This is a genomic window from Wandonia sp. (assembly GCF_984588085.1).
Window position 1 is genome coordinate 48,625 of sequence record NZ_CFIGVI010000006.1, and the last position, 15,994, is coordinate 64,618.

A 15,994-nucleotide genomic window follows, 5' to 3' on the forward strand; every position below is an offset into this window, starting at 1 on the left:
ATCATATAGCGATTAAAAAAAAACGGTTGACTTAAAAAAGCCAACCGTTTTTCTTTCTATAAAATATCAACCGGAATTAATTTCCTTCGTTTTCCATTTTATCTTTCAATTGTGCCAAAGCATCCAAATCTCCAAGTGTTGATTTTTCCTGATTTTGGTTAATTGATTTTACAGCTTTTGAAGTTGAAGAATCACCACCTTTTTTCTTAGAAGAAGGTTTTTCTGTTTCAATTTCTTCAAATGTTGCCGTATGAGAAACAACGATTTTCTTAGCATCTTTGTTAAACTCAATCACTTTAAAGTCAAGTGTTTCGTCAACTTTTGCGTTTGCTCCATCTGCTTTTCTCAAGTGTTTAGCCGGACAAACACCTTCTACTCCGTAAGGAAGAGAAACGATAGCTGACTTATCTTTCATGTCAACAATTGTTCCCTGGTGTACCGAACCTTCTCCGAAGATTGTTTCAAATACTTCCCATGGATTCTCTTCAAGTTGTTTGTGCCCAAGAGAAATACGTCTTCCTTCTTTATCGATTTCAAGAACAACCACCTCAAGCTCATCTCCAACTTTACAGAATTCTGATGGGTGCTTGATTTTCTTTTGCCATGAAAGGTCTGAAATATGGATCAATCCGTCTACACCTTCTTCCAACTCAACAAATACTCCGAAGTTAGTAAAGTTACGAACTTTAGATTTGTGACGAGAATCAACCGGATAACGAGACTCAATTCCTTCCCATGGATCTGGCATCAATTGTTTGATACCTAGAGACATTTTACGTTCTTCTCTATCCAACGTAAGGATAACTGCTTCTACTTCATCTCCTACTGAAAGGAAATCCTGAGCTGTTCTAAGGTGTTGAGACCAGCTCATTTCTGAAACGTGGATCAAACCTTCTACACCAGGAGCGATTTCAACGAATGCTCCATAGTCAGCAAGAACAACAACTTTTCCTTTTACTTTATCTCCAACATTCAGATTCGCATCCAAAGCATCCCATGGATGAGGCTGAAGTTGTTTCAATCCTAGAGCAATACGCTTTTTATCATCATCAAAATCAAGAATTACAACATTCAATTTCTGATCTAATTCAACGATTTCTTCAGGATGATTTACGCGCCCCCATGACAAGTCAGTAATGTGGATAAGACCATCAACACCACCTAAGTCAATAAATACTCCGTATGAAGTAATATTTTTAACTGTTCCTTCCAATACCTGACCTTTTTCAAGACCACTGATAATTTGTTTCTTCTGCTCTTCAAGCTCAGCTTCAATAAGTGCTTTATGAGAAACAACAACGTTACGGAACTCAGCGTTGATTTTAACCACTTTGAACTCCATGTTCTTACCAACATAAATGTCGTAATCACGGATTGGTTTAACATCAATCTGAGAACCAGGAAGGAATGCTTCGATTCCAAATACATCAACGATAAGACCACCTTTAGTTCTGCATTTCACATAACCAGTGATAATCTCTCCTGAATGAAGCGCTTCATTAACACGCTCCCATGCATTGTGAGTACGAGCTGTTTTGTGCGAGATAACAAGCTGACCAAATTTGTCTTCCTGTGATTCTACATACACCTCTACTTCATCACCAACCTTAAGGTCAGGATTGTAGCGGAACTCGTTAATAGGAATGATCCCCTCAGATTTGTAACCAAGGTTTATCACTACCTCTTTTTTAGTGATCGCAACAACTTTTCCTTTAACAACTTCCTTTTCAGCAATAGCATTCAAAGTTTCGTCGTACATTTGAGAATACTCCTCGCGTTTTGCTGTAGAGTATCCGCCTTGCGATACTGCTTCCCAATCGAAATCAGAAAGTCCTTCTGTAATTTGTTCTTTTGCCATTCGGCTCATTTCTTTGTATTTCAGGCAACCGACTTCCTGAAAGGATTTAACAATAATTCAATTTTCTCTGTCGGCCGAGAATTTCAAAATAGGGCGCAAAGATACGTATTTTCTACTTTATCAACAAATTATCAACCTCTTTTTTCAATCCCTGTATAACCTAATAGGTTCAGAAAAGGTTAATTAGAAGAATCTCTTTCGGCTTGAATATGATACAATATACCATCCCATAGTTGTTTTCTCCTTTGAAGACTCAACACACAAGCTTTTGTTGCTTCTTCCCATTTTTCTGCATCATCACCACACAACATGCTTGTCATACGCAACGCCAACGCTCCATGATGTCCACCGTCTACCTCAATATGTCGTTCAAGGTAATAGACAAACTTATCCATTTCACCTGATCCGGATTGTTGCATTTCCTTCATCATGGAAATAAACATTCCGGGAATCAGATCTTCTCTTCCAAACGTAAATACAGCTGCCAGTATATGCGTTTTACCTTCTTCAATACATGCAAAAGTAAACTTCACAAAGTCTTTTACTGTGGCGGGAATGGAGGAATCTTCCAAAGCTTTAGCTACACTAATACCTTGTCTTAATTTAGCAATAAAGGTATCAATTGTTGTATGAGAAGCCCCTGTTTGTTTCATCGCATGGTAATACAACTCGTAGTGACTCATTTTCAACCCTTTCTCATCTTCATCTGTCTCCTCTCCCAAAACAATCTCATTAATCAACCATGCAGAATCTCCGTCTTCAGCCGGAAGCCACGGAACCTGGGTACATGTAAGATGATTTTGTAAAACTTTTAGCAAAGACATAAAATCCCATACTGCAAAGACATGATGCTCCATAAAACATCTCACATCCTGAATAGTCTGTATTTGAGCATATAGCGGATGATTAATAATTTCTTCTCTAACGGGTGAAATATCCTCTCTCAACCGATTCAAAAAATCCTGATTTTTCATATTCGAATTACTTTTCCTTCTTCTGCCGCTTCTACATTTTCAAAATGCTGACTTGCTTCATCAATATGTCCCTGCACATCCGAATATCGCGTGCTAAAATGACCAATCAGCAATTTCTTTACCCGGGATTTTTTAGCAAGTTGTCCGGCCTGGGCAGCAGTAGTATGATAAGTTTTCTTCGCTTTATCCTTATCCTTATCCAGAAAAGTTGCTTCGTGATACATCAGGTCTACACCTGAAACATACTCTATTATGCTTTCTCTGAATATCGTATCCGAACAATAGGCATAACTTTTCGGTTTTTCTTTAGGTAAAACCAATTCTTTGTTACGGATAACGGTTCCGTCTTCGCGTTCAATATCTTCTCCCCTGCGAATGGCAGGAATCTGAGCTATACTAAGTCCATAATGGTCAAAAGCAGGTTTATCAAGTGAATATAAGCGTTCTTTTTCCTGAATCAGAAAACCATGTGTCGGAACACGATGCTTTAACGGAAAACAATGTATTTCAAGAACATTGTCCTCAAAAACCAGCTTTGAAGATGGATAATTGAGTTCGTTAAACTCAATTTCAAAACTAAGATATGCTCCACCACCGATTTCCAGCTGCATACGGATAATGGACTCCAGTCCTTGCGGACAAATAATAGTTAGTTTTTTCTCTCTTCCCAGCAAATGCATTGTTGATAGCAATCCTACAAGACCAAAAAAATGATCCCCGTGAAGGTGAGTTATGCATATTACATCAATACGCTGAAATTTCAATTTATACTTACGAAGCTGAAGTTGAGTTCCCTCCCCACAATCAATGAGTATATAGCGCTCATTACAGTTAACAAAGTGAGATGAAGGTCTCCGGGTAAGAGTTGGTAAAGCAGAACCAGATCCCAGAACAGTTATTTCAAATTTCATGAACCGACTTTCACATTCAGAGCAGCTAACTTATCCACAGCTGCTTCTCTGCTCTCTTCAATCATTAGCACTCTATCCAATTGGGCAATTGAAATTAATTTAGCCACTGTAGGCTGTAATCCGCAAAGCACAAAGTATCCGCTTGAATCTTTACAAAGACGATTTCCGATCAGGATACTACTCAACCCGGATGAATCACAATATTTTGTATTAGCAAGATCGAGAATGATATTATTGACACCGTTTTTATTCAATTGCACCAATTCACTTTTCAGTTCGGTAGCATTTGTGGCATCAAGCTTATCAACCTTCGAAGTAATTATAGAACAATTCTCAGGGTTTTCGATAATATAGTTCATAACGGATCGACTTTTCCCAAAAGTAATATTTTTTCCGAATTACCGCTCAATTTTTCCGGCCAGAAGATAAATTACAGCCATACGAACAGCAACCCCGTTTTCTACCTGATTTAAAATAATGGATTGTTTACTATCGGCCACATCAGATGTAATCTCCACTCCCCGGTTAATCGGACCGGGATGCATCACGATAATTTCTTTGTCCAATGAGTCCAGCATCTCTTTATTCAATCCAAAAAGCATAGTATACTCACGCAGTGAGGGGAAGTATTTGATATCCTGGCGTTCCAACTGAATGCGCAGCATATTTGCCACATCACACCATTCCAGCGCCTTGCGAAGATTATGCTCCACTTTCACACCCAATTCATGAATATACTTAGGTATTAATGTTGTCGGACCACACACCATCACCTCGGCTCCCAGTTTCTGTAAACAGAAGATATTAGAAAGAGCTACCCGCGAATGCAGAATATCACCGACAATGACAATCTTTTTACCTTCAACACTTCCCAATCGTTCCCGAATGGAATAAGCGTCCAAAAGAGCCTGCGTAGGATGTTCATGTGTTCCGTCCCCCGCATTCACAACCCGCGCATTCACTCGTTCCGATAAGAATTTTGCTGCTCCGGGATTAGGATGGCGCATTACCACCATATCCACTTTCATTGAAAGTATATTGTTAACCGTATCAACCAGCGTTTCTCCTTTCTTAACAGAAGAAGAGGCTGCACTAAAGTTGACAACATCTGCAGATAAACGCTTTTCGGCTAATTCAAAGGATAAACGGGTACGCGTAGAGTTTTCAAAAAACAAGTTGGCAATTGTTATATCCCGTAATGAGGGAACTTTTTTAATCGGCCGGTTGATAACATCCTTAAAACTATCTGCCGTTTTAAAGATCAACTCGATATCCTCACGTGTGACATCTTTTATGCCGATCAAATGATTTACACTTAAATTATCCATTCAGCTTATTTGGTGTAAACAATACTACTTTATCTTCTCCTTCTACTTCTTGCCATTCAACAGAAACACGCTCTTCGCTGAGTGTATCAACTGTCTTACCGACGTAATCAGCCTGAATAGGCAATTCGCGTTTGAATCGCCTGTCAATAAACGCAAGTAATTCAACGCCTGAAGGGCGTCCAAAAGCCAACATAGCATCCAACCCGGCACGAATTGTTCTTCCCGTAAAAAGAACATCATCTACCAATACCACTTTCTTCTTTTCAATAACAAAATCAACATTGGTTGCACTTGGAATTAAAGGACGTTCTCGTCTTCTGAAGTCATCCCGATAAAATGTTATATCCAAAGATCCGCATTGAACCGGCTTACCCAAAATTTCTTCTAAAAGGAATTTTAATCGGGTAACCACATTTATGCCTCTGGGCTGTAGCCCTATCAATACTGTGTCTGAAAAGTCGCCGTGGTTTTCGATAAGCTGGTGACATAAACGCTTTAACGTCAGATCAAAATGCCGGCTATTGAGAATAACTTGTGTTTCCATCGGGTTTAAAACTTTACAAATATAGAATTAAATTTCTTCCCAATGCATGTTTAAATCGTGTGAAACGGAACTATACCTTACATATAGTTCTGATTGTTTTATGATTCTCTATATTTGTACGATAAATTTATGAATAGTTGAGAGGACTTTTATCCATATTTCTCATTGTTATATTGTACCTTCCCTTTTGGGGACTGAAATATTATTTTCAACAGGAGATCAAGACTATACGTAAAGAGGTGAAGTGGATGATCGCCCACGAAACGCCTGAAGAGGATCTGGTACATTTTACTTTTTCGCAGGAACAATCTAAAAAATTGAACTGGAAACACGACCATGAATTTGAGTACAATGGACAGATGTACGATATAATTCGGAGGAGTGAAAGTAAAGACTCGGTTACGTTTGTTTGCTGGTGGGATAAAGTTGAAACCGAATTAAACCACAAGTTAAATATGCTTTGCAGTGTGTCATTCGGAAAGAAAACAGAAAAAGACCCTGAAAAAAAGCATCTGTTCTCTTATTCTAAAGATCTGCACTATCTGACAACAGAAATCATACAGTTAAACAAAATTATTTTTCCCTACGAAAAACAATTCTCCTTTTCCTTTACCAGATTAATTTGTCTGATAACCACCAAACCTCCTACTCCTCCACCCATTCCGAATCTTTGATTAGCAATCAAGCGAAAATTAACGAAGTAAAAAATCAAAGTAAAAACATGAAGAATAGTATTCTTACCTTTGTGTTGCTTTTGTGCGCACAACAGGTTTTTTCACAAATAGCCACAGTGGTGGACAAAGAAACCGGAAATCCGGTAGAGTTCGCATCATTTTACAGGGAAAATCCCGAATTAGTAAAAACGACAAATGCCAAAGGACAGATAGATTTGCATTCATTTATTGATGCAGAGAGAATCTTCATCCGTTCTTTTGGGTATAAAGAAATAGAAACCGATTTCACCACCATCGAAAGTGCCGGTCTCACTATTGAGTTAGAACAGACTTCGGTTATGCTGGATCACATTGTTGTGTCCGCCTCCCGTTCTGAACAATTGTCTCGTGATGTCCCGGTAAAAATCAAAACGATCAGTGCAAAAGAAATAGCACTTCAGAACCCTCAGACAACTGCCGACTTACTTGGGCAATCAGGTGAAGTATTTATCCAGAAAAGTCAACAAGGAGGCGGTAGTCCGATGATCCGTGGTTTTGCGACAAACCGTTTAGTGATTGCCGTTGATGGTGTACGTATGAATAATGCCATTTTCAGAAGTGGGAATTTACAGAACATTATCTCAATTGATCCTTTTTCTATTGAATCTGCAGAAGTAATGTTTGGTCCCGGATCGGTCATGTATGGAAGTGACGCTATCGGAGGTGTTATGAGTTTTCAAACCCTGAAGCCACAATTTTCGGTTGACGGAAAAACACTAACCAAAGGAAGTGCTGCTGCACGTTATGCTTCAGCAAATAATGAATTTGCAGGTCATTTTGACATCAATGTAGGAGGTAAAAAATGGGCTTCTCTTACCTCCATTTCCTTCAACCGGTATGGAGACCTTAAAATGGGTTCTCACGGAACCGACGATTATCTACGAACTTTCACCGTAGAGCGAATAGACAGTGTGGATGTGGCAAAAGCAAATGCAGATCCTGAAACGCAATTGAATTCAGGATTTACACAGACAGGTATTATGCAGAAGATTCGTTTCAAGCCTTCTGAAAAATGGGAATTTTATTATAATTTCCACATGAATACCACATCCGACTACGATCGGTATGACCGATTAATCGAAACTTCAGGAAACAATCCTAAATCAGCAGAATGGCGATATGGCCCTCAAATCTGGATGATGAATAACCTGACTATTTCGAACTATGCCCGTGGAAAAATGTATGATCAACTGATGATTCGTTTGGCTCATCAGTACTTTCAGGAAAGTCGTATTGACAGAAAGTTTAATAATGTAAGAAGAAGAACCCGGACAGAAGAAGTTCACGCTTACTCACTAAATGCAGATTTCTTTAAAAATCTGGGAGGTAGTAAACATAAGCTTTTCTATGGGCTGGAAGGCGTATTCAATGACATCAGTTCAGTCGGAGTTCAGGAAGATATAAATACAGGTGTACGCTCGTCCACATCTGCCCGATACCCGAACTCTATGTGGTCTACTTATGCAGCTTACCTTTCGTACCAGTACAAAGTAAATGAAAAGTTCATCATGAATGCGGGTGCCAGATACAGCCACTTTATGATTCAGGCTGATTTTGATACTACCAATTTCACATTACCTTTTACAGAGGCTTCGTTAAATAACGGTGCTGTAAATGGAAATCTTGGATTCGTTATTCACCCTTCGAAAAAGTGGACGATTCAATTCAATGCATCCACAGGTTATCGCGCGCCCAACATTGATGATCTGGGGAAAATATTTGATTCAGAACCAGGAAGTGTAATTGTTCCAAATCCAAACCTAAAGGCCGAATATGCCTACAATGCAGATCTTGGTATAGCTAAAGTCTTCGGGGATTGGATGAAAATTGACGCAACCGGATATTTCACCTATTTGACAAATGCGCTGGTAAGAAGAGACTACTCACTAAACGGACAAGACAGTATTATGTATGATGGTCAACTTAGTCAGGTTCAGGCAATACAAAATGCTGCTTCAGCTTATGTCTGGGGAATTCAGGCAGGTGTAGATGTCAAACTTCCTGCCGGTTTCGGAATCTCATCTCATATTAATTACCAATACGGAGAAGAAGAAATGGATAACGGAACCCGAAGCAGGTCCAGACATGCTGCTCCCTTATTCGGACAAACCCGCCTGTACTACAGTAATTCTAAAGTACGTGTAGAAGCTTATGCTGTCTATAACGGAGGCTTGTCATTCGATGAGTTACCCGTTGAAGAACAGGGAAAAACATTCATCTACGCAAAAGATGAAAATGGGAATCCTTACTCGCCATCCTGGTACACCTTGAATCTTCGTATGTCGTATGACATCAATAAAACCTTTACGGTAACAGGTGGAATCGAGAATATCACCAACCAACGATACAGATCCTATAGTTCCGGACTGGCAGCTCCCGGACGAAACTTTATCTTATCGCTTCGGATGAAATTCTGATAAAACCAACTTAAAAACAGTAGGTAACCGGTTTACATTTCTCTTGTAAACCGGTTATTTTTTTGTTTACAGTCAATAATTATTAATTTCGCTCGTTACTTAGGTGAAAAATTTATTTCATGTCATTACGAATTGTTGCTGCTTTACTTTTATTTTCAGCAAGTTGGGTACACGGGCAGATTGGAGGACAATCTACTTTCGGTTTTCTCAATCTTGGTTATTCTGCCCGTACAATAGGACTTGGTAAAGACTTTATTACAGCGGTTGACGATGATGTAACACTTGGATTAGCTACTCCTTCCCTACTAAACCCTGCTCACCATAAGAATGCATCTTTTAGCCACAGTATTCTTTCTGGCGGGTTGAACTATGGTCAGTTTGGCTATGCTCATCAACTAAAGAATTCAGGCATGATCAGTGGTCACATCCGCTATATGTCCTATGGCAAAATGGATTTAACGCTCCCTAATGGAGAAGTTGCAGGAAATTTTACGGCAGGAGATGTGATTGTTGGCGCAGGATACGGTCATAAATTAAATGAAATTATCTCTGTCGGAGCAAACTTGAATTTTATTTTTTCAACGCTCGAAACCTATCAGGCTTTCGGGATATCAGCTGATTTATCCGGAACATTCAATTTTGCTGACAAACGTACTGTTGTTACTGCAGTAGTGCGTAATGCAGGTGTTCAACTGGCTGGGTATACTTCAAAAAATAGAGAACCAATTGCTGCCAATCCTATGTTGGGAGTATCCCACCGTTTGAAGCATGCCCCGTTCAGAATATCTGTATTGATGCATCATTTACACAAATGGGACTTAACCTATAATGATCCTAATGCACAACCAACTGTCGATCCTCTTTCAGGAGAGTTAACTGAAGTTGAAAAAGCCGGATTCTTCGAAAAATTAGGGCGACATTTTACGTTTCAATTAGAAACGATTCTTGGAAAGTATATCCATATCCGTGCAGCATTTGACTACCACCAAAGACAAGAGATGAAGGTCGTGGACAGAACTGGCGTAGCCGGTTTTTCATTCGGATTTGGTCTGATGATGAAAAAGTTTCAGATCCAGTATGGCATTAATGTAATTTCAGCCGCCGGTTTTAATAATATGTTCACTTTATCCACCAATATTGGTGAATGGAAAAAAAGAAGCAAAAGTACCCCTACTGATTAAACTTTGCGAAGCATACTTTTCAGTTCACTTACTTCTTTCTGTATCCCTTTTACTGTTTTTGCAATATCATTTTCCGGAATTGCCACTTCTGGTAACTCGGGAGAAATGTAATTCACAAACTTCCACATTTCCAGAATATCGTTGGCATGCACCATATAAGGAGGATATAACGGATTCGTAGAACACAATTGAAACGACTTTTCCGTCGCCAGCAAATTATTCACGATTTTAAAAACAATTCCTTCATCTTTGGTAACAACAATATAAGGAGTTCCGTTTTTTACAGAATTCCAATTCTGGATAAACTCACCAACCACATACGAACCTTCTACTACAGGTGGCATACTATCTCCCTTTATCGGAAAAGAACGGTATTTTCTATCCTTTGACAAAAAGGGCAAACTGAAAGTTGGTAATACCTTCAGGTAATCGGGGTCCGAATATCCTACAGCGTACCCTGCACGTGCCTTTTCGGGGATTAACTCAATCAGATCATTATTTTCTGCATCAACCATAGAAGTCAACACTCTCAACCGACTTCCTTTTACATCCGTATAAATTCCTGATTCAATAATTTCCCATTCGGGTTCCTTCAGTTCATTAAAATCACGACGCAATAATTCATCTACCGGAATACGATAATAATCAGAAACTTTCAAAATCGTTTCCATATTCGGTTCAGCCACTCCATTCTCATAGCCACTATAACTACTTCTTGTAAGTCCTAATTCTCCGGAAATCTCTTCCTGGGATTTCTTGAAACGCTTCCGTAGTAATTTTAAATTTGCCCCTAAGTTCATGACGGTAAAGTTATCATTTTTTTGATAAAAATACAATCATTTTTGATTATCCTACTATTTTCACCCAAAAATTTCACTTCGCTATCTACCCGGGGCTAAATTCATCCGATATTCAATTCTCTCTAAAAATTAAAGAACTATATTTGCGAATAGAGCAATTTTCGTACTGTGGAAAACAATGAACTGAATATATCTGTTGTGATCCCTCTTTACAATGAAGAGGAATCGCTTCCCGAACTACATGACTGGATCGTAAGAGTAATGGCTGCCAATCAATTCAGCTATGAGATTCTATTTGTTAACGACGGATCAAAAGATCGGTCCTGGGAGGTTATTCAGCAGCTTCATTCCAGGAACACACATGTAAGGGGAATTAAGTTCCAGCGAAATTATGGAAAATCAGCTGCTTTGTTTGCTGGATTCGAAGCTGCCAAAGGAGAGGTTGTTATTACTATGGATGCGGACTTACAAGACAGTCCGGATGAAATCCCTGAGTTGTACAACATGATCATGAAGGAGGATTACGACCTGGTTTCGGGTTGGAAGAAGAAACGTCATGATCCCATCTCTAAAACAATTCCCACGAAGTTATTTAACTGGGCAACCCGTAAACTCACAGGAATTAGTTTACATGATTTTAACTGTGGATTAAAAGCCTACAAAAAAGTCGTTGTTAAAAGTGTGGAAGTTTATGGTGAAATGCACAGATATGTACCGGTACTGGCAAAATTCGCCGGATTTACAAAAATCGGAGAAAAAGTCGTTGTACACCAGGCTAGAAAGTATGGTACTACCAAATTTGGACTCAACCGTTTCATGAATGGTTTTCTCGATTTATTATCTGTTGTTTTTATGGGACGTTTTTCCAAGAAGCCCATGCATTTTTTCGGGGCTATAGGAACTCTTCTCTTCATCGTCGGATTCGCATTTGCATTTTGGTTGGGAATTTCAAAGCTCTTTATCGATAAAACGAATAGATTGATTGCCAGTCGTGCTGAATTTTACATTTCGCTAACATCCATGATAATGGGTGTTCAGTTTTTCCTTGCCGGATTTACTGCTGAATTAATCGGGAGGAACTCATCCACGCGTAACCATTATCTAATTGAAAAAGAGATTTAATGCGTATCATCATCATAGGTCCTGCACATCCGTTTCGCGGAGGAATAGCCTCTTTTAATGAGCGGCTTGCACGCGAATTAATTGAAAAAGGGCACGATGTTGAAATTGTTTCATTTACGGTTCAGTACCCTAAGTTATTTTTCCCCGGAAAAACGCAGTATTCTGATGAGCCCGCTCCCAGGAATCTTACAATACACAGATGGATTAATTCTGTAAATCCTCTATCCTGGTTATTGGCAGGAAGGAAGATTCGGAAAAAGAAACCGGACATGATTATTTCCAAATTCTGGATTCCGCTACTGGGACCGGCTTTAGGATCCGTTTTACGTTTCGGATCTATTCGAAAAAGAACAAAAATCATTTCTGTACTGGACAATGTTATTCCTCATGAAAAACGTCCGGGAGATCGGATTTTTACAAACTTTTTTCTCAAAGCTGTAGACGGCTTTATTTATATGTCAGACGCTGTGGCAAAAGATCTCAACACTTTTGACACGCAAAAACCAAGAAAATTCTGTCCGCATCCCTTGTATGATAATTTCGGTACTCCGGTTGCTCGAAAAGAAGCTGCAGAATTCCTGAATATTTCTGAAAATCAGAAATACATTTTGTTTTTTGGCGTAATCCGGGATTACAAAGGACTTGACCTTTTGCTAAAAGCTTATGCTGACTCTGCTTTTCGTTCAGAAGTAAAGCTAATTGTCGCCGGAGAATTTTACAACGACAAAGAGAAATATCTGGAAATTATTCATTCAAAGCAGCTGGAAAACGATATTCATCTGTTCGACTCATTTATTCCTGACTCTCAGGTAAAATACTTTTTCAGTATTGCGAATGTTGTTGTGCAGCCCTACAAATCGGCAACACAAAGTGGTGTGACCCAAATTGCTTATCAGTTTAACTGCCCCATGATTGTTACACAAACTGGTGGGCTTCCAGAAATGGTTAAACACGATTATGTCGGTTATGTGGTTCAGCCGGATGAGCATAATATCCGAACAGCAATAGATCGCTATTTTGGTGAAAATAAAGAAGAAGAATTCCGTTCACATGTTACAACAGAAAAGGAGAAATTCTCCTGGTCTTCTTTTACAGATCAGTTACTTAACTTAATTACAAACAAATGATCATTCGAGCACGCGCACCTTTTCGAATAGGATTGGCTGGTGGTGGGACAGATGTCAGTCCCTATGCAGATCAATATGGCGGAGCTGTATTGAATGCAACCATTAACCGATACGCTCACGCAACTATCATTCCCCGAACGGATGGAAAGATCATTTTTCATTCGGAAGACAACAACCAGCGTATTGTACTGGAAAGTACAGAGATACTTGATATCACAGGAGAACTGGATCTTCAAAAAGGAGTCTATAACCGAATTGTAAAAGAATTCACAAAACAGCCTCTTTCTTTTGAATTGGTTACTTCGATGGATGTACCTTCCGGATCGGGATTAGGCACCAGCTCTACCCTTGTTGTGGCCATGGTTACTGCTTTCACCGAATGGTTAAAACTACCTCTTGGAGAATATGATATTGCCCGTCTCGCTTTTGAAATTGAACGCAACGATCTAAAAATGGCGGGAGGAAGACAAGATCAGTACGCTGCTACTTTTGGGGGTTTTAACTTCATGGAATTTGGAGCGAATGAATATGTGATTGTCAACCCTTTACGGGTCAGAACAAAATTGCGAAATGAGCTGGCTTTCTGCCTGATTTTGTATTACACGGAAACGTCCCGGGAATCAGCAAATATTATTGAAGTACAACAACAAAATATCCGTAAGGGTGAATCTTCCTCGCTTCAGGCAACGCATGTAGTTCGTGAAAAAGCCTTTTCCATGAAAGAAACCCTACTGAAGGGAGAGTTAGATGAAATTGGTCACTTGCTACATGAAAGTTGGCTAAACAAGAAAAATATGGCACAGGGTATCAGTAACCCACGGATTGAACAATGTTATGAAGCTGCCAGAAAAGCCGGAGCACTGGGAGGTAAAATATCCGGAGCCGGTGGTGGTGGTTTTATGATATTCTACGCTGCCGGAACCCGAAGATATGACGTAATACGTGCATTGAATGATTTTGGAGGGAAAGTGATTCCTTACCAGTTTACTGAAACAGGAGCAGAAAAATGGACCGTACATATATAAATACTATCCCCTGCATTATTCTGGCGGGAGGAAAAGGCACCCGTCTTCAATCTGCAGTTCCGGACGTTCCCAAACCAATGGCTCCGGTGAACGGAAAGCCTTTTCTTGAAATTCTGACAGATCGCCTGAGAAAACAGGGAATGAATAACCTGATTGTAAGTATCGGCTACAAAAAGGAGAGTATTATAAATTATTTTGATCAACAAGATACTCCCTCTGCCCTACGCTACGTTGAAGAGTTACAGCCTTTGGGAACAGGAGGAGCTATTCAGTTGGCTGTCGAATCCATACCGGATAGTGAGTACGCACTGATTCTCAATGGAGATACACTTTTTGACATCGATCTTCATGAATTCATCAAACGTTCCTATTCGCAAAATGCTACCTGTACCCTGGCGTTGAAACGAATTGCTTCCGGAGATCGTTACGGAGAGGTTATTTTGCATGGGGAAAAAATTATCGGGTTTAATGAAAAAAGACTTGTTGAAAATGCACTAATCAATGCAGGAGTTTACTTTATTGACCTGAAAAAATTCAGAAAACTGAATTTCCCATCGCATTTCTCCTTTGAAAAAGACTTCCTTGAAAAATTAGCCGGGAATTCAGAAATTTGTGGAATAGAAATGGAAGGGTATTTCATTGATATAGGAATCCCTGAAGATTACGAAAAAGCACAACGTGAAATTAGATAATCAGACAATAGATAAAACCTGGACGCTATTTCTTGATCGGGATGGTGTGATAAATGAACGTATTGTTGGTAGTTATGTAAAACATACGGAAGAATTTATCTTTTTACCCCGAGTACCAGATACCATTTCAGAATTTTCCCGAATATTTGGCCGGATAATCGTCGTTACCAATCAGCAAGGTATCGGAAAAGGTTACATGACAGAATGTAACTTATCTGAAGTACATGATTATATGAGTAAACACGTTGAAAATGCAGGAGGAAAATTCGACGCTATACTGCATGCGCCTCAACTGGCAGCGGAAAACAGTCCGTTCAGAAAACCGGGAGCCGGAATGGGACTGCGGGCAAAAGAACTATTTCCCGAAATTGATTTTACCAAATCAATTATGGTTGGAGACTCTGATTCAGACATTGCTTTCGGAAAGAATCTTGGCATGATAACTGTAAGGATAGGAAAAGAAAAAGATGCGATTGAAAAATCAGATTATTATTGTGATAAATTAGCCGATTGTATAAAATTATTCAAACTATGAACAGCATAAAAGTACTGGTATTCATTCTAACCGTCAGCACAAACTTCACGCTTCTATCACAGGGGCCGAACCAAACTGATACACAAGGAAGAAAACAGGGGAAATGGATCGTTCTTTTTGAAAATAGCCGTGTACCTCAATACGAAGGACAGTTTAAGGACGGAAAACCGTTTGGGAAATTTACATACTACTACCCTTCCAAGAAAGTAAAGGCCATTATGCAATTTGAGAACAATGGTACTGTCAGTCGGGCCGTTATGTATGAGGAAGATGGAAAACTTATGGCTTACGGAAAATATTTAAATCAGCAAAAAGATTCGGTCTGGACACATTTTGCTCCTTCAGGTCATACAAGTTATAAAGAAACGTATAAAAGCGGAATACTACACGGGAAAAAAACCATTTATTATATTCCGGAACATCCAGAGCAAAAGACACAACAAGTTGCCCAGGAATACCACTATAAAAACGGTAAGTTAAGTGGCGAAGTGAAAGAGTACTTTCCAAATGGCACACTTAAATCAGAAGGAACCTACGTAAATGAAAATTATGACGGTGTCGTAAAAAAATACCATCCGAACGGAAAAATAATGATTCTTGAACGCTACAAAAACAACCTGAAACATGGTTGGTGGATAGGATACGACGAGAATGGAAAAGAAATCGGGAGACGTTATTTCTGGAATGGAAGAGAACTGAAAGGAGACAAACTTACAGTTCATCTTGACCGATTAAAGGCTGAAGGAAAAAACCCTAATAATTAGTCC

At 39.3% G+C, this 15,994-nt stretch carries 16 protein-coding genes; 9 read left to right on the top strand and 7 right to left on the bottom strand.

The features are described 5' to 3' along the window. Positions 1–76: 76 nt before the first annotated feature. The 6 genes from rpsA to pyrR all read right to left on the bottom strand — a co-directional run bounded on the left by rpsA (position 77) and on the right by pyrR (position 5,615). Positions 77–1,867: a 30S ribosomal protein S1 gene (gene rpsA, locus AC4PL9_RS03950; RefSeq protein WP_491603478.1), complete on the bottom strand. Its 1,791-nt coding sequence runs from the start codon at positions 1,865–1,867 to the stop codon at positions 77–79. 170 nt (positions 1,868–2,037) lie between these two features. Then, positions 2,038–2,832 carry a DUF3050 domain-containing protein gene (locus AC4PL9_RS03955; RefSeq protein WP_491603479.1) on the bottom strand — a complete coding sequence of 265 codons (795 nt, stop codon included), beginning with the start codon at positions 2,830–2,832 and terminating at the stop codon, positions 2,038–2,040. Next, positions 2,829–3,743, bottom strand: a complete 915-nt coding sequence (locus tag AC4PL9_RS03960) for a ribonuclease Z (protein WP_491603480.1) — start codon at positions 3,741–3,743, stop codon at positions 2,829–2,831. Before AC4PL9_RS03960 ends, AC4PL9_RS03955 begins: the two co-directional genes overlap by 4 nt. Beyond that, positions 3,740–4,102 (bottom strand): STAS domain-containing protein, encoded by a 363-nt coding sequence (locus tag AC4PL9_RS03965; RefSeq protein ID WP_491603481.1) that lies wholly within the window; start codon positions 4,100–4,102, stop codon positions 3,740–3,742. The genes AC4PL9_RS03960 and AC4PL9_RS03965 overlap by 4 nt, the downstream gene beginning before the upstream one ends. Positions 4,103–4,141: 39 nt before the next feature. Next, positions 4,142–5,071 (bottom strand): aspartate carbamoyltransferase catalytic subunit, encoded by a 930-nt coding sequence (locus tag AC4PL9_RS03970; RefSeq protein ID WP_491603482.1) that lies wholly within the window; start codon positions 5,069–5,071, stop codon positions 4,142–4,144. Then, positions 5,064–5,615, bottom strand: coding sequence for a bifunctional pyr operon transcriptional regulator/uracil phosphoribosyltransferase PyrR (pyrR, locus tag AC4PL9_RS03975; protein WP_491603483.1), 552 nt, complete (start codon positions 5,613–5,615; stop codon positions 5,064–5,066). The genes AC4PL9_RS03970 and pyrR overlap by 8 nt, the downstream gene beginning before the upstream one ends. A 137-nt stretch (positions 5,616–5,752) precedes the next feature. Here pyrR and AC4PL9_RS03980 point away from each other — a divergent pair, with 137 nt between their 5' ends. The 3 genes from AC4PL9_RS03980 (at position 5,753) to porQ (ending at position 9,926) form a co-directional block, all read left to right on the top strand. Next, positions 5,753–6,289, top strand: coding sequence for a hypothetical protein (locus AC4PL9_RS03980; protein ID WP_491603484.1), 537 nt, complete (start codon positions 5,753–5,755; stop codon positions 6,287–6,289). 47 nt (positions 6,290–6,336) lie between these two features. Beyond that, positions 6,337–8,745: a TonB-dependent receptor gene (locus AC4PL9_RS03985; protein WP_491603485.1), complete on the top strand. Its 2,409-nt coding sequence runs from the start codon at positions 6,337–6,339 to the stop codon at positions 8,743–8,745. A gap of 119 nt (positions 8,746–8,864) precedes the next feature. Beyond that, positions 8,865–9,926 (top strand): type IX secretion system protein PorQ, encoded by a 1,062-nt coding sequence (porQ, locus tag AC4PL9_RS03990; RefSeq protein ID WP_491603486.1) that lies wholly within the window; start codon positions 8,865–8,867, stop codon positions 9,924–9,926. Here porQ and AC4PL9_RS03995 read toward each other — a convergent pair. After that, positions 9,923–10,726 (bottom strand): XRE family transcriptional regulator, encoded by an 804-nt coding sequence (locus AC4PL9_RS03995; protein WP_343786788.1) that lies wholly within the window; start codon positions 10,724–10,726, stop codon positions 9,923–9,925. The genes porQ and AC4PL9_RS03995 overlap by 4 nt on opposite strands. A gap of 183 nt (positions 10,727–10,909) precedes the next feature. Between AC4PL9_RS03995 and AC4PL9_RS04000 the strand changes: the two genes are divergently transcribed. Genes AC4PL9_RS04000 through AC4PL9_RS04025 form a run of 6 tightly spaced genes read left to right on the top strand, consistent with a single transcriptional unit; the run spans position 10,910 to position 15,991 of the window. Then, a complete protein-coding gene (locus tag AC4PL9_RS04000) occupies positions 10,910–11,848 on the top strand; it encodes a glycosyltransferase family 2 protein (protein ID WP_491603531.1) in 939 nt (312 codons plus the stop codon). Next, positions 11,848–12,975: a glycosyltransferase gene (locus tag AC4PL9_RS04005; RefSeq protein ID WP_491603487.1), complete on the top strand. Its 1,128-nt coding sequence runs from the start codon at positions 11,848–11,850 to the stop codon at positions 12,973–12,975. Before AC4PL9_RS04000 ends, AC4PL9_RS04005 begins: the two co-directional genes overlap by 1 nt. Continuing rightward, positions 12,972–14,000 (top strand): GHMP family kinase ATP-binding protein, encoded by a 1,029-nt coding sequence (locus AC4PL9_RS04010; RefSeq protein WP_491603488.1) that lies wholly within the window; start codon positions 12,972–12,974, stop codon positions 13,998–14,000. Before AC4PL9_RS04005 ends, AC4PL9_RS04010 begins: the two co-directional genes overlap by 4 nt. After that, positions 13,982–14,692 carry a nucleotidyltransferase family protein gene (locus AC4PL9_RS04015; protein WP_491603489.1) on the top strand — a complete coding sequence of 237 codons (711 nt, stop codon included), beginning with the start codon at positions 13,982–13,984 and terminating at the stop codon, positions 14,690–14,692. Before AC4PL9_RS04010 ends, AC4PL9_RS04015 begins: the two co-directional genes overlap by 19 nt. Further along, positions 14,679–15,227, top strand: coding sequence for a D-glycero-alpha-D-manno-heptose-1,7-bisphosphate 7-phosphatase (locus AC4PL9_RS04020; RefSeq protein WP_491603490.1), 549 nt, complete (start codon positions 14,679–14,681; stop codon positions 15,225–15,227). The genes AC4PL9_RS04015 and AC4PL9_RS04020 overlap by 14 nt, the downstream gene beginning before the upstream one ends. Continuing rightward, positions 15,224–15,991, top strand: coding sequence for a toxin-antitoxin system YwqK family antitoxin (locus AC4PL9_RS04025; protein WP_491603491.1), 768 nt, complete (start codon positions 15,224–15,226; stop codon positions 15,989–15,991). Before AC4PL9_RS04020 ends, AC4PL9_RS04025 begins: the two co-directional genes overlap by 4 nt. Positions 15,992–15,994: the final 3 nt, after the last annotated feature.

Excerpts from the sequence above, each read along its gene's own strand:
- AC4PL9_RS03960 (WP_491603480.1), bottom strand. The coding sequence starts at position 3,743 with ATGAAATTTGAAATAACTGTTCTGGGATCTGGTTCTGCTTTACCAACT.
- AC4PL9_RS03985 (WP_491603485.1), top strand. The coding sequence starts at position 6,337 with ATGAAGAATAGTATTCTTACCTTTGTGTTGCTTTTGTGCGCACAACAG.
- AC4PL9_RS03965 (WP_491603481.1), bottom strand. The coding sequence starts at position 4,102 with ATGAACTATATTATCGAAAACCCTGAGAATTGTTCTATAATTACTTCG.
- porQ (WP_491603486.1), top strand. The coding sequence starts at position 8,865 with ATGTCATTACGAATTGTTGCTGCTTTACTTTTATTTTCAGCAAGTTGG.
- AC4PL9_RS04025 (WP_491603491.1), top strand. The coding sequence starts at position 15,224 with ATGAACAGCATAAAAGTACTGGTATTCATTCTAACCGTCAGCACAAAC.
- AC4PL9_RS03955 (WP_491603479.1), bottom strand. The coding sequence starts at position 2,832 with ATGAAAAATCAGGATTTTTTGAATCGGTTGAGAGAGGATATTTCACCC.
- AC4PL9_RS03970 (WP_491603482.1), bottom strand. The coding sequence starts at position 5,071 with ATGGATAATTTAAGTGTAAATCATTTGATCGGCATAAAAGATGTCACA.
- pyrR (WP_491603483.1), bottom strand. The coding sequence starts at position 5,615 with ATGGAAACACAAGTTATTCTCAATAGCCGGCATTTTGATCTGACGTTA.
- AC4PL9_RS03995 (WP_343786788.1), bottom strand. The coding sequence starts at position 10,726 with ATGAACTTAGGGGCAAATTTAAAATTACTACGGAAGCGTTTCAAGAAA.
- AC4PL9_RS04015 (WP_491603489.1), top strand. The coding sequence starts at position 13,982 with ATGGACCGTACATATATAAATACTATCCCCTGCATTATTCTGGCGGGA.
- AC4PL9_RS04005 (WP_491603487.1), top strand. The coding sequence starts at position 11,848 with ATGCGTATCATCATCATAGGTCCTGCACATCCGTTTCGCGGAGGAATA.
- rpsA (WP_491603478.1), bottom strand. The coding sequence starts at position 1,867 with ATGAGCCGAATGGCAAAAGAACAAATTACAGAAGGACTTTCTGATTTC.
- AC4PL9_RS04010 (WP_491603488.1), top strand. The coding sequence starts at position 12,972 with ATGATCATTCGAGCACGCGCACCTTTTCGAATAGGATTGGCTGGTGGT.